At 44.7% G+C, this 13,714-nt stretch carries 12 protein-coding genes; 5 read left to right on the forward strand and 7 right to left on the reverse strand.

Annotated elements, in window-relative coordinates:
• Positions 1-166: 166 nt before the first annotated feature.
• The 4 genes from F0228_RS02690 to uhpT form a co-directional block, all read right to left on the reverse strand.
• Positions 167-1,507, reverse strand: a complete 1,341-nt coding sequence (locus F0228_RS02690; protein ID WP_105058707.1) for an MFS transporter — start codon at positions 1,505-1,507, stop codon at positions 167-169.
• 8 nt (positions 1,508-1,515) lie between these two features.
• Positions 1,516-3,012: a signal transduction histidine-protein kinase/phosphatase UhpB gene (gene uhpB / locus F0228_RS02695; protein WP_105058706.1), complete on the reverse strand. Its 1,497-nt coding sequence runs from the start codon at positions 3,010-3,012 to the stop codon at positions 1,516-1,518.
• On the reverse strand, positions 3,012-3,620 hold the full coding sequence (gene uhpA / locus F0228_RS02700) for a transcriptional regulator UhpA (RefSeq protein ID WP_017061545.1): 609 nt from the start codon (positions 3,618-3,620) through the stop codon (positions 3,012-3,014). The genes uhpB and uhpA overlap by 1 nt, the downstream gene beginning before the upstream one ends.
• A 147-nt stretch (positions 3,621-3,767) precedes the next feature.
• Positions 3,768-5,162 (reverse strand): hexose-6-phosphate:phosphate antiporter, encoded by a 1,395-nt coding sequence (gene uhpT / locus F0228_RS02705; RefSeq protein ID WP_105058705.1) that lies wholly within the window; start codon positions 5,160-5,162, stop codon positions 3,768-3,770.
• A 364-nt stretch (positions 5,163-5,526) separates the two neighbouring features.
• Between uhpT and F0228_RS02710 the strand changes: the two genes are divergently transcribed.
• Positions 5,527-6,306 carry a hypothetical protein gene (locus F0228_RS02710; RefSeq protein ID WP_105058704.1) on the forward strand — a complete coding sequence of 260 codons (780 nt, stop codon included), beginning with the start codon at positions 5,527-5,529 and terminating at the stop codon, positions 6,304-6,306.
• Positions 6,307-6,400: 94 nt separating this feature from the next.
• Here the strand turns inward: F0228_RS02710 and F0228_RS02715 are convergent, their stop codons facing one another.
• The gene (locus F0228_RS02715; RefSeq protein WP_061032929.1) at positions 6,401-6,739 is read right to left on the reverse strand and encodes a DUF1840 domain-containing protein; all 339 of its coding nucleotides are present in this window, start codon (positions 6,737-6,739) and stop codon (positions 6,401-6,403) included.
• A 283-nt stretch (positions 6,740-7,022) separates the two neighbouring features.
• Here F0228_RS02715 and F0228_RS02720 point away from each other — a divergent pair, with 283 nt between their 5' ends.
• Positions 7,023-8,201 (forward strand): GGDEF domain-containing protein, encoded by a 1,179-nt coding sequence (locus tag F0228_RS02720; protein ID WP_061032928.1) that lies wholly within the window; start codon positions 7,023-7,025, stop codon positions 8,199-8,201.
• Here F0228_RS02720 and F0228_RS02725 read toward each other — a convergent pair.
• Positions 8,198-8,479, reverse strand: coding sequence for a hypothetical protein (locus F0228_RS02725; RefSeq protein ID WP_008216740.1), 282 nt, complete (start codon positions 8,477-8,479; stop codon positions 8,198-8,200). The genes F0228_RS02720 and F0228_RS02725 overlap by 4 nt on opposite strands.
• A gap of 157 nt (positions 8,480-8,636) precedes the next feature.
• Between F0228_RS02725 and F0228_RS02730 the strand changes: the two genes are divergently transcribed.
• A complete protein-coding gene (locus F0228_RS02730) occupies positions 8,637-9,503 on the forward strand; it encodes a pirin family protein (protein WP_171730353.1) in 867 nt (288 codons plus the stop codon).
• A 215-nt stretch (positions 9,504-9,718) separates the two neighbouring features.
• On the opposite strand, the gene F0228_RS02735 is transcribed toward F0228_RS02730, so the two are convergent.
• Positions 9,719-10,000: a pyrimidine/purine nucleoside phosphorylase gene (locus F0228_RS02735; RefSeq protein WP_017057600.1), complete on the reverse strand. Its 282-nt coding sequence runs from the start codon at positions 9,998-10,000 to the stop codon at positions 9,719-9,721.
• A gap of 306 nt (positions 10,001-10,306) precedes the next feature.
• Between F0228_RS02735 and F0228_RS02740 the strand changes: the two genes are divergently transcribed.
• Together F0228_RS02740 and F0228_RS02745 are read left to right on the forward strand one after the other, a co-directional pair.
• Positions 10,307-10,771, forward strand: a complete 465-nt coding sequence (locus F0228_RS02740) for a DUF2850 domain-containing protein (RefSeq protein WP_105058702.1) — start codon at positions 10,307-10,309, stop codon at positions 10,769-10,771.
• A gap of 382 nt (positions 10,772-11,153) precedes the next feature.
• The gene (locus F0228_RS02745; protein WP_171761867.1) at positions 11,154-13,694 is read left to right on the forward strand and encodes a glycosyl hydrolase family 18 protein; all 2,541 of its coding nucleotides are present in this window, start codon (positions 11,154-11,156) and stop codon (positions 13,692-13,694) included.
• The last annotated feature ends 20 nt before the right edge of the window (positions 13,695-13,714 follow it).

Genomic DNA, 13,714 nt, shown 5'->3' on the forward strand with positions numbered 1-13,714 from the left:
TCTTAGAAACAGGGGGGGATAAATGAAAAGCGTGAAAAGAGTCACACTTAAATGTCACGACAACAAAGCACTGAAATAAGATAGCCGCTTGTATCGCACTGGTTAAAGCTGCGATACAAGCATCTTAATATAGACACTAGTGACTATCTTGTTATCGAGAGGCCCCTTAAAAACCAGAGCGAGCCTCTGCATTTTTCTGGGGAGATTGTGCTTGTAAGAAAGGCAGTAGAAGCAGCCCAATAACAGCAGCACAAGTTGAAATGGTAATGAAGAACCCACTCCAGCCGTAAGTTTCTAGAACGAGCGCCAATGGATAACCAGAGAGTGCCGCGCCCATGTAAGCAAACAAGCCAACAAAGCCTGTCGCCGCCCCGGCAGAATCTTTATGCGAACATTCAGCCGCCGCCATACCAATGAGCATTTGAGGGCCAAAAACAAAAAAGCCAACGCAAAATAGCCCAGCCGCTTGAAACACAAAGTTGGTTAAGGGCATAAGCCATAAAGCCGATACCGAAAGGAAGATGCCAATCGCAAACAGGATATTCATCGGTCCGCGGTTACCACCAAACAACCTGTCCGATCCCCAGCCAGCAACAAGCGAACCAACGAAACCGCCAATCTCAAACAGAGACAAGGCAGCGTTGGCGTTGATCAAACTGTAATTGTGTTCTTCGGTGAGATATAAATTACCCCAGTCGTTAACTGCCGTTCTTACGATGTAAACCAACACATAGCTAAAGGCGAGTAACCAAATGTACTTATTGCTGAACACATAGGTTTTCAGGATTTCTCGATAGCTTAGCCCTTGTCCATGGCTCTCCTGCGCCAACTCCAAATGATCACTGCGCCACTTACCTACTGTCGGAAGCCCCATGGTGGTGGGCTTGTCACGTAAACGCCAGCAAACGATAAGACCGATAAAAACACCAATCATGCCTGGCCAGATAAAACCCGCTCGCCAACTGAATTGCAACGTCAGATAGCCCACAAGAATAGGGATAAGCGCTCCACCAACGTTATGTGCTGTATTCCATATAGCCCAACGAAAGCCTCTTTCAGAACGGGAATACCAGGTCGTCAGTAACTTAGAACATGATGGCCAGCCCCAACCTTGAAACCATGCATTCAGCACCCAAAGCGAGATGAAAGCCGCGAGCGAACTCGAAAAGCCAAATGCAATATTAATCAAGCCAGTCGCGATTAGGCCAAGCCCCATGAAGTAACGAGGGTTTGAACGATCCGATATTGTGCCTGAGATAAATTTCGACAAGCCATAAGAAAGATAAAAGAGCGTACCAATTAAGCCAATATCGCCTTTATCCAAACCAAGGTCTGTGATCATGGCAGGCGCAGCGTAATTAAAGGTTTTACGAGTGAAGTAAAAACCCGCATAGCCGACATACATCCCTATCATGATATGAAGGCGCCAATAGCGATAACTCTGATTAACCTCATCATCGGTTAGAGCATGACTCTTTGACGTAGTTGAGCGCAGAAATCCAAACATATTCGTTCTCACACTTTAGGTAATGTAACGCTGATATCGGTACCCGAAGAGGAGCCACTAGCGTTAATTGTCATTTTTCCACCAAGCGCTTGAACACGCTCTTGCATACCGCGAACACCCATTCCTTTAAGAAGATCTTGCGCTGTAAATCCAACGCCATTGTCTGTGATACGAAGATAGGCCAGATCATCTAAAATCAGTTCAATTTTAATCTCGCTCGCACGTGCGTATTTATGGGCATTGTTTAAGGATTCTTGGCACAGCCTGAAGATAGTGACCTTGAGCGTGTCACTCAAACACGAGTAATCACCTTGCCAATCTAACTGGATATCAACGCCGTGATCCGAGAATTCCATTTCCCGAATAAGCTGTTCAACAGAATCTTTTAGATCAAGGTCGTCCAACATCTTAGGTCTTAGTTTTGTAAGTAGACGTTTGGTGGTGTCATAAACATTCAAAGACAATGACTCAATCGTACCCGCACAACGAACACTCATCTCAGCGGCATCGATGCGTTTAATAATGCTTGCCTGCGTCCGAATTGCCGTAATGTTTTGGCCTATTTCATCGTGCAGCTCACGCGCAATATCACGACGAACCGATTCTTCAGCTGTCACTAACTGGCGTGAAAGGTTTTGATTTCTGGAGAGCTCACTTCGTAGTTTCGCATTGAGATCTTTTTGTTTTTGGACCGCAAGGCCAAGCAAAATACCGGTGATGGTTTGAGCAGACAGAGACAAGAGTAAATCGGTAATTTCGAGTTTAGATGTTCCACTGTGAGCAGCAATCAACGCGACACTGTTTAGCATTGTTGCAAGCAAAGCGCCTTGCCATCCGTAACGAACGGCGAGCAAGATAATAGGGATGGCCATACAGAACGGGGCAAAGCGCCTTAGCTCATCAGGCAAACTGGTTTGTATCAAAATACTGGCGACCAACAAGACGCTGTATAAAGCGATGTGACGGATTTTGAACTCAACGACATTGTTGATTAAGTAAGAGCTCAATGGCGCCCACTTGTTCTGGAATAGGTAGTTCCAGACTAGATAACACATCGGCACCAGCATCAGTCCGCCGGTGATACTCACCAACCACACCATGTAAACGGCCGGCGCATGAGAACCCACTACGGCTACATTAATGAATGCTGTGACCATGATTAAGCTAGCCATCACTAACAAGTGACGATTCTGGTCACCAGAATAATAGCGCTTGGCAATGAGAGTGGCAGGAATACTCAATCCACTGGCGATAAGTATCGTCAACCATTGAGGCTCATCAAGTAATAACGCCAAAGCGATCGCAAGCCCCCACTCTGCAATGTAGATAGCAGGCCAATAGTGTGTGCGAGTGTGCAGAGTCATTCCCAGTCGAAGTGAAAATGGGAAAAGCAGAATGGCCAATTCAGGGTCATTGATGAAATAGAAGGCGATAACCCATAAACAAAACCATGCACAGCCAGCCATAAAAGTCCCGCATAGGGAGGTGGCGAGATAGGAACGCATCAATACTGATCTTGAGTGAACAATTTCGCTAACTCAACGTTGTTCTTAACATTGAGTTTGTCCATCGCATTTGCACGATGTACATGCACCGTTTTATGGCTAACCCCTAACTCAACGGCAATAGATTTTACATCGAGCCCCGTAGCCAATAACTGGCACACTTCGCTTTCTCTGCGAGTTAACTGATTTAAAGAGGCTTTATTTTTCATTGGTGTCGCAAGCTTGATAGCGATATCTGGCGTTAGATAGCAGCCACCATTTGCACTCGTGTGTACGGCTTGGATTAACTCATCAGGACTGCAGCGTTTGCTGAGATAACCTTTGGCTCCTAACTCTAACGACTTCTCCACCATCGCCGGAGAGTCATGAACGCTTAGCATTATGCTGGCAATGCCTGATGGAATCTCTTCCAATAAGCTCAGGCCACTTTCATCTTGCATCGAGATATCCAAGATCACGACATCAGGGTGACAACTTGGCAATCCGAGACGCGCTTCTGCCGCAGAGTTGAATTCACCCACTACCGTAATATCAGCTTCAAGACTGAGTAATTGAGCAAAGCCAGATCGAACAATGACGTGGTCATCAACAAGCGCAACATTAATCATGATATTAGCCAAAATTAAGAGTAAGAAAGAAAAATAGCCCCAACAGGAGCTATCTAAAATTAAGTTTATTAATAGAGATGATACTGAATCGAACTAACGATTGGTATGATCTCACGTGCTTTAAACCAATAAAGCACGTGAGACTCGCTACGCGTTTTGAGACGCTAAGTGCATTTTCTTAGCGTGGCGAATCTTCTTCTCTTCGGCAACCGCAACGAATAGCAGCAGTGCGATACAAATAGCAGCTGAAGTATCCAGAGCTGCGAACGTTCCTTTCCAACCTGTTAGGCCAAAGATTGGTGTTCCATCCGCAATCATACCTAGGCCAAGTTTGGCAAAGCTGTCACCGATGAGGTAAGCAAATGTACCTTTTACACCATCCGCAACACTAATCGCTTTCTTAGGAACAAAACCTACCGCAGCAACACCAATTAATAACTGAGGACCGAACACTAGGAAACCAAGCACAAACAGTGACGCTAAGTACATGAACTCACTCGTCGCATGTTGGTAGAACTCTAGAGAAACAATGATCAGAGCTAGCGATACACAAGCAACTAAAGCACGGCGTCCATTTGCAAGGTCTGATAAATAACCCCACATTAGTGTGCCGACCAGTGCGCCAACTTCAAACAGCGTGAAACCTGAAATAGCCGTTTCTTTTGATAGACCGAGTTCTTGATACGCATAAACGGTAGACCACTGATCGATACCGATACGAACAATGTATAAAAAGATATTCGCGAAGCAGAGCAACCAGATCACTTTGTTTTTAAGGATGTATTCAACAAAGATCTCTTTCTTAGTCATTTGATTTTCTTCGGCTGCGGTATCTTCTTCGCTCACTTCTTCATCAAACAGCTCTTCAACCGTACCTAAACCGTATGCTTCTGGAGAGTCACTACCAAAATGCATACCAATAAAACCAACCACAATCGCGATGATAGATGGGAACACGAACATACCAATCACATTGCCATCAAATAGGTAGTTAGCACCAAATAGAGCTACGCCTGCTGCACCTGCGCCACCCACGTTATGTGACATGTTCCAAAGTCCCAAGTATGAACCACGCTTATTACGAGGCGTCCACTTAGTAATGGTCGAATAACTCGATGGACCACCCGTACTTTGGAAAAAACCACTCAACGCGTAGAAAGCAACCATCAAGAATAAGCTAGCGCTGCCGCCGCCCATACTGAAGCTGAAGCCCAGCATCGCAATACCCGAAAGGACAAGCATGAATGGTAGGAACTGCTTAGTGTTTTTACCATCGGCATAATAGGAAACGACTGTCTTACCGATGCCATAAGTAATAGAGAAACCCAGACCGATAAGACCGAGGTCCGTCATCGATAGTCCATAAGTAGAAATCATGTCGTTTTGCGCAACATTGAAGTTCTTACGGATCAAATACATGGTTAGATAACCAATGAACACGACTAGGTAAGATTGTAGGAAGGGCTTAAACCACATTTTTCTTCTAGTTTCGACTGGAAGATCCAGTGTCGGTTTTCGAACCTGATCTAGAAACTTTAACATTGTGAACTCTCTTATTATTTGTGAGGTCTGCACGACGTATTTCCGTCCATGCACTCTTTGTTACTGATAACGAAATAATAAGAAGTCTAAAAATCAACCGCATGAGAGAGCGTCTTAGAACAACTAGGAAATATTCCTAGTTAACAATAGGGAACCCAGAAAGCGTGAACATCATCACTTTGTTTACGGTCTGTTATGCATTGATATTACGATAACAAAATTATCGACTGTCACGCTAACGGACCAATTTCAACACTCTTTCTGAAACACTTCGCAACAAATAAAACACTGTTCATAATTTTATTCTGACAATCCCTTGATAAAGTTTTTGCTCTTTATTTGTACATCTTTTAGGGCCGAACTTATGAACTCGTTGACTAAAGCATCACTGACTGCTGCTATCTCTCTTCCTCTACTTACTGGGTGTGTAACGCCTGGTGAAGATGATCCAAACGCAAGCACTAAACAAGGTGCAGTGGGTGGTGCTCTGTTGGGTTTAACATTGGGCGCGCTAACAGGTGAGGCGGACTTAGCTGTCCAAGGAGCTGTCGTTGGTGGTTTGGCTGGAGGTGTTGCAGGGGCGAGTAACGATATTCAGAACAACCGAGAAAATATCCGCCATGACAGCCGTAACGAGGCAATTGCACAAACTGGTGGTACACAAGTAGCAAACCCAACGAGTGCGGAAACGACGGAGCAAAACTGGCAAGAGCTTAATAACTTCATTGGCGAGTGGAACGTTACTATTCGTAACCATGTTGATACCAACAGCAATATCGACAGTTTACAAGCTACGGGTAGCCTAGCGAGCATTAGCCAAGCGAATATCAACATTGAAAATCCACAAGGCGTAGAGCTATCAGCGCACTTTTCCTACACAGCAGAGCAAGGTTACCAGTTAGATGTAATAAACGATGCAACGGACGTGTCGGTAAACTTCGCTGGCGAACACCAGCCTCAAGCAAACCGTTACAACTTCTACCCAACTAACATTCAAGACATTATTTACCAAGACATAAACAGTGCGGATGTGCGCCTAGAGTTGGCAATGGTGAGTGACAAGTTATGGATTATCGACAGCTATGCATACATCGATGGTTCAGAGACGAAACTGCAATCTATTCGCTTCAACAAAGTGAGTTAACTCAGCTCTATAACAAAGCCAGCATTCTATATTTACTTACTAAGCTCTCAACTGAATGCTGGTTTTATCCATCAAACTTAGCTCCACGCTGATCTTACAAACGCTTTCCGCTACCGTCTTCCCACATCACTTCACATTCTTCTTTAATAGCCGCTTTCAATAGCTCCACCAATGGAAAAGCTCGACTACCGATGTTTACTGGCGCTTCAACAACCTCATCTTTGTTGTCATCATCGATATCATCTTGATCTAGAGCTTGGCTTTGCTCCGCAGCGATCGCGGTGCGCAAATTATTCAACGCTTGAGGAACCTCTGAAGCATCAATCGCTCCCGGGATCGCACCACTATGTCCAAGCATTTTGATAAACTGAAGGCCGACTTCACCAAACATCGTGACGCTAGCGTGTGCCTTACAACTGAACGTAATTAACATAAATGGTCTCTCTTTAATCTGATGGCAAAAGAACTATGTGGAGTAAATCTTTGGAAAGCAAGCACATAATCGTCCGCTTGCTTTTGGCGAGCTGCACCATTAGTGATATCTATCACCATTTAGAATGCGTTAATTAACCTTTCATATGAAATCTTGATAATAGTCACATTAAATGGTCAGCTAAGGCTCTTCGTAGCCCATTATTTAATCTAGTATTAATACCATTATCAAAATTAGTGGCACAAATCACATGAACAGGCTTGTAGGAAGGCACCTTGAAGAGATGGCGGATATCCGCTCTACCCGAAAACAAAAAATCGTCTACTCCTTTTCAATGACTGCAGCCGCACTCTTCATCTTTTACACATGGGCTTACTTTCAGGGGCAGCACTACACCCTATCAATGTTTGAGCTATGTTTTGCTTTTATCGCTATCGCCAATGCGATTTATGTAAGAAAGGTCTTCAATCCTGAGTATTCAGAGTTAATTCTTAGCTGTGTACTGCTTGTGCAAGGCGTCATCCTGTTTTTATACAGCTATGCCATTCCCGATCGCATACTTTGGCTTTACCCGATTTTAGCAGCCGTAATCTTCATCAACGATTTTAGAATTGGCGTCATCCTAAGCACCTCTTTTTGCCTATTCATAAGCACGCTAATTACTGCATTACCCAATAATTTTTCTCTACCTTTTAACAGCACACATCGCTTTATTCTTAGCTTGTTTACCATGAGCTTGGTGTGTCATACCTCCGCTTACTACTACACCAAAGCAGTAAGCTACATTCAGCGTTTGTATAAAGAAGGGATTGAGGACTTGGCTTATCGAGACCAACTCACAGGGCTTGCCAACCGATGGAGCTTTGAACGTTGGGCTATCGAAAAGCTTGCCACTGTCGATAGTGAGCGATCACTTACCGCCTTGGTCTTCTTAGATATTGATGATTTCAAAGGCATCAACGACAGTTATGGTCACGATGTCGGCGACAGTGTTCTACAACACTTTGCTAACCGTCTAAGCAACAATATTCGAACCCGAGATCGAAAAAGCCACGAATACGACTATTCCATCGCACGCTTTGCCGGAGATGAGTTTGTGCTGATGCTCTACGATATTCCCACCAAAAAAGATCTCGATGGTATTCTAGACAGGATCTGTGGATTGTTTGAGAGCGGTTGCCAGACCAACGAGAGAATAAAAGAGCTGACTCTCAGCGTCGGTGTATCACTGTATCCGCAAGATGCTCAAGATTTACATGAATTGACAAGATGTGCCGACAAAGCCATGTATATAGCGAAACATTCAGGCAAGAACCGTTACGCTTATTATCATGACAACCCTGTTTCTACGTTAATAGAGGAGTGTCCGATGGATAAACCTGACTCGACTGAAATTGAACAGGGGCTTGAAGCAGGAATAAAGGGAAACAATGTTACCTTGTTAAAGACTCGCCAACGTTAGCCAGCCATATACATCGCCCATAAGCTGACAAGACCAATAACAATAATCCAAACCACTTGCCTAACTCGGCTTCGGTTTTCCCACTTAGATCTTGTGACGGTTTTCAACGCAGATTCCTTTGCCGAATGCACAAAAGGCGCTTCCACTTCGCGCTTTTTGATGCGACGTTTCACCGCGTTATTCGCAACCTCAGTAAAGCGCTGACCTTGTTCTGTCGTAAAGTCATTCTCAAAGCCCATTCGACCATGCCTTTCGCCATGTTTTTGTTGTACTGCCATAGCGGCCTCCTTGGCGGTCTAACCTATATTGAGTATAGACTTAATTTCATATTGTTACCTGTTCAAAATTTTCGAATAAGTCACTCAACGCAGCACCATCTTCTTTATAAATTTAATTCCATACACTAGACCTATTCAAACTTATGAGGGTTTCAATATGTCGAATGTAAGAACCGTAGAACATGTAATCTCAGCCCATGCCACGTCTGATGGCGATGGAGTTAAAATCCAAAGAGTTGCTGGTTTTAACAACAAACGCTTCTCTCCATTTTTAATGATTGATGAACTCAAATCGGATGAAAGCAAAGACTATGTTGGCGGCTTTCCTCCTCACCCTCACCGTGGGATAGAGACGCTGACCTATATGCTGCAAGGTCACTTCCAACATAAAGATCACATGGGAAATATTGGAGAACTTCGTAGCGGTGGTGCGCAATGGATGGCGGCTGGTCGTGGGGTTATTCACAGTGAAATGCCGATGATGGAGGAAGGTGCACTTCATGGTTTTCAGATTTGGATAAACCAACCATCAACACACAAAATGCAGCCTGCGCAGTACCACGACTTCCAAAGTCAAAGTATTGCTGAACATCAAAGTGAAAAAGGCGGTTTATTACGAGTCATTGCCGGTGGGTTTGAATTACATAAACAAGCTGACTCAGCAACTTTGCGAGCACAAGGTCCACTGCAAAAGACAGGTGTGCCATTAAGCGTCGCAGACTGGCGTTCTCGTTCAGGCCAAGAAGTTTCCTTAGGCACAGAGGCAACGCACAATGCCATGGCTTACGTGTACCGAGGCAGCATTCAGAACGGTGGTAAGGTCATCAACCAAGGTCAACTTGCATTACTGACCAAAGCTGAACTACTTTCTTTGAGTAGCTTAGAAGATTCAGGGGTGTTGATTTTTGCTGGTCAACCGATTAATGAGCCAGTTGTACATTATGGTCCGTTCGTCATGAACTCGATGGAAGAGATTGAACAAACTATTCAGGACTACAACAACGGCGTTTTTGACACTTACTAATGCTTGGGCTTTGGGCTTTGGGCTTTGGGCTTTGGGCTTTGGGCTTTGGGCTTTGAAAAAAGTACTGAAGAGATTGAGCAACGGACAACGAATTTGGTCGTCCATTTGATGACTGTAAAACAAGTGACACTATCCACTGCCGGTTATTATCACTTATTCACCACGCTCCTAGAGCGTGGTTTTTTCTTATTAAGCAGAAGTAAATTTCAGGCTTCTTATAGGTACTCACACAAGTAAGCCGTTGCTTCTTTTACTTGCAGGTCGAAAGAAGAATCGCCCGCAACGTCAAAAGATTCTCCAGATTGGTATGTAGTCCAGTCGTCATCGCCAACACGTTTTACAATCAGAGCGCCTTTAACCACGGTCATCTTTTCAGGAGCAGCCGTACCGAAGGTATATTCGCCAGCCGCCATCACACCAACACTCACATCAGCGCCAGATTGATTAAACGCTAACGATTTAACGCCACCTTCAAAGTATGTGTTTTCTTTAATCATTGTACTTCCTTGTTGTCTTTAAATTGCAGTTTTGGGCTCAACGAATAAGCCTTACGTAAATTTAGGTGATAATTGTTTTAACCAATTCGCGACTTTCCTACAAGAAATAAATACGCATAGCTGAAGATTTACTGAAACCCAAACTCATTTACTCGGTAAATGGCAACAGCAGCACGCTAAGAATCATCAACGCAAGCCAATTTATTTGAACATTGGATCCTGCTTCTAACTCTTATAACAACCTTTGCAAACTAAGATTTTAATTTATAGACTTAAGAACGGTACAAGCGAAGAAATGAAGAGATAATGGCAAAAAAAACCACTAAAAGCAGAGATCTATTTGCCAACTCGTTACTTTACGGATTGCTATTAGTTGGCTTTATGATTGCCGTTACCGCTGGTTGTTTCGCCTATCAAGCTCACCAAAAATCCGTCAGTCCAAGCAATGTGCATGGTACTTGGATAGAGATTGGCGCTCCACCGTACAATACCGATATCCTTACCCTCTCAGATAAAGGTGTGATGATGAATCATCGCCTCATCACGACTTCGTTTGATTTTGACGGTAAAATCGTCACGATAAATACAGGTTCAGGTCCAAGGGTTTACACCATCAGTGGCACCTACGACTCACCTCGCCTAAAGCGACTGGAGCCAAGCACACCCGCCCAGCAATTTATCAAAGAAGGTTTTGAACATACTGCTACCGCTGAAAGTCACAGCGTGATGCAACAAAGACGCGCCTCATTGGCCGAGCAATTCAAAAGATAGCCTTCAGTAGCCCCAATTACTCCGTCAACACTCTTTAAGCTTCCCATCTACTCGCCACTAATTCGTGATCTTGCTTCAACGTCACGATATTTTCATGCAGCTAGTCGCATTTTTACATAACTTCATGTCGTGCAATTTCACATATGAGATTTTCATGCTAGGTGACATTTCATTTTATAAAACATGGACTCGACCTCTCACTCACTAAGCAACAAATTTGTAACAAGATACAATTTTTTAGTTGTCCATCGAAAACAGATTTATTTTCAGTTATGAAATTAAAACTCTCTCGAATACTGACGGGGAAGCTCCTTCAAAAGTGATCGGAGCAACTTATGGGGCCATTTGGCTCTCGTAACCTTCAAGGAATGAGAGAAATAGTATGATTCGTTTTAATACCTGTGCTGCGAGCATTGCTCTAGCGCTATCTGGTACAGCATTAGCTGCTCCAACAGCACCTAGCATCGATATGTACGGTTCCAACAACCTACAGTTTTCTAAAATTGAACTCGCGATGGAAACCACTTCTGGCTACAACCAAATGGTTAAGTATCACGACAAAGCAAAGGTCGACGTTAAGTTTAATCAGTGGAGCGGAACGTCAGGAAACACGTACAACATCTACTTTGATGGCGTTAAGGTTGCAACCGGCCCAATCACTGGCAGCCAAACTACCGCTTCATTCGAATACGGTCAGGGCGGTTTGTTTGATATGGAAATCGAAGCATGTGACGAAACGGGTTGTAGTAAAAGCGCACCCGCTAAAATCACGATTGCCGATACGGATGGTGCGCACTTAGCACCACTAGCAATGAATATCGATCCAAATAACAAGTCCTACAACACCGATCCAAACACAGTAGTGGGTACTTACTTTGTTGAGTGGGGTATCTATGGTCGTGATTACACCGTTGATAACCTACCCGCTGATAACTTGACCCACATCCTTTATGGCTTCATCCCAATTTGTGGTCCTAACGAATCAGTGAAATCGGTAGGTGGAAACAGCTACAACGCACTAATGACAGCTTGTCAGGGTGTTAATGATTACGAAGTGGTGATTCATGACCCATGGGCCGCTTTCCAGAAAAGCTTCCCTCAAGCGGGCCACGAATACAGCTCACCGATCAAAGGTAATTACGCAATGATGATGGCGCTAAAACAGCGTAATCCTGATTTGAAGATCATCCCATCGATTGGTGGTTGGACGCTGTCTGACCCATTCTTCGATTTCACAACCAAAGCGAACCGAGACACCTTTGTGGCATCGGTTAAAAAATTCCTGAACACATGGAAATTCTATGACGGTGTAGATATTGACTGGGAATTCCCTGGTGGTGGCGGTGCAGCGCCAGATCTTGGTGACCCAGTAAATGATGGCCCAGCTTATATCGCATTGATGGCAGAGCTACGTGCAATGCTAGATGAACTAGAAGCTGAAAATGGTCGCACTTACGAACTCACCTCAGCGATCGGTGTTGGTCACGATAAAATTGAGGATGTGGACTACGGTGATGCTATCCAGTACATGGACTACATCTTTGCGATGACTTACGACTTCTACGGCGGTTGGAACAACGTGTTAGGTCACCAGACAGCATTAAACTGCGGTAACTTCATGCGTCCTGGTCAGTGTGATGGCTCAGGCATTGATGAAAATGGCAAACCATACACAGGCCCAGCTTATACCACTGACAACGGTATCCAATTACTGCTTCAGCAAGGTGTTCCAGCTAACAAACTTGTCGTAGGTACAGCAATGTACGGTCGTGGTTGGGAAGGCGTATTACCATCAACACTTTCTGATCCAAGCGACCCTATGACAGGTGTCGGAAATGGCAAACTGAAAGGCAGCACCACACAAGGTGTTTGGGAAGATGGCGTTATCGACTACAAAGGCATTAAAGCGAACATGCTTGGCGCCAACAACCAAGGCATCAATGGCTTCGAATATGGCTACGACGAAATGGCAGAAGCGCCATACGTTTGGAACCGTACTTCAGGTCAGTTGATCACGTTTGATGACGACCGCTCGGTTAAAGCAAAAGGTGCGTACGTGCGTAGCCTTGGTCTTGCGGGTCTGTTCTCTTGGGAAATTGATGCGGATAACGGCGACATCCTAAATGCAATGCACGAGGGTTTAGCAGGTGGCACTACAGAACCTGTGAACAAGAAACCAACCGCATCAGCAGGTGCAGACCAATCTGTTGAAGGCCCTGCTTCTGTTTCTCTAGATGGCAGCGCTTCAAAAGACAGTGATGGCATAATTGCGAGCTACGCTTGGTCTCAAGTAAGCGGCACAGCAGTAACACTGACTAACGCGAATGCCGCGGTTGCAAGCTTCGATGTTGTTGAAGTTACTCAGCAAGAAACGCTGACCTTCAGTCTAACAGTAACGGACAACGAAGGCGCAACGTCAACGGACACGGTTGTTGTAACGGTCAACCCAAAAGATACAGGTCCAGTTAACACAGCACCAGTTGCAGTGGTTACGGCTCCGGCTGAAGTCAATGCGGGTGACGTTGTGGTCGTGGATGCATCTGCGTCTAGCGATGCCGATCAAGACACACTAACCTTCACATGGGATGTACCTGCAGGTATCGATGCAACAGTACAAGGCGCTTCAGTAAGCTTTGTTGCAGCAGAATACACGCAAGACACTATTCTGAACTTCTCTGTGACCGTAAGTGACGGTACAGATTCATCAGTCGCAGCTGCATCAGTGAAAGTTCTTAAGAAAACCACAGACGGTGGTACGTGTACTAACGCTTGGGATTCAAGTGCAGTATACACTGGCGGCGACCAAGTGACTCAAGCCGGTAAGGTTTGGGAAGCAAAATGGTGGACTAAAGGTGATGACCCAGTTAACTCTGGCGAGTGGGGCGTATGGAAAGAGATTGGCCCAGCAAACTGTGCTAACTAAAAATAGGCTTTAGCTGAATA

The sequence above is a fragment of the Vibrio sp. 99K-1 genome (assembly GCF_013114585.1).
Lineage (GTDB): Bacteria > Pseudomonadota > Gammaproteobacteria > Enterobacterales > Vibrionaceae > Vibrio > Vibrio chagasii_B.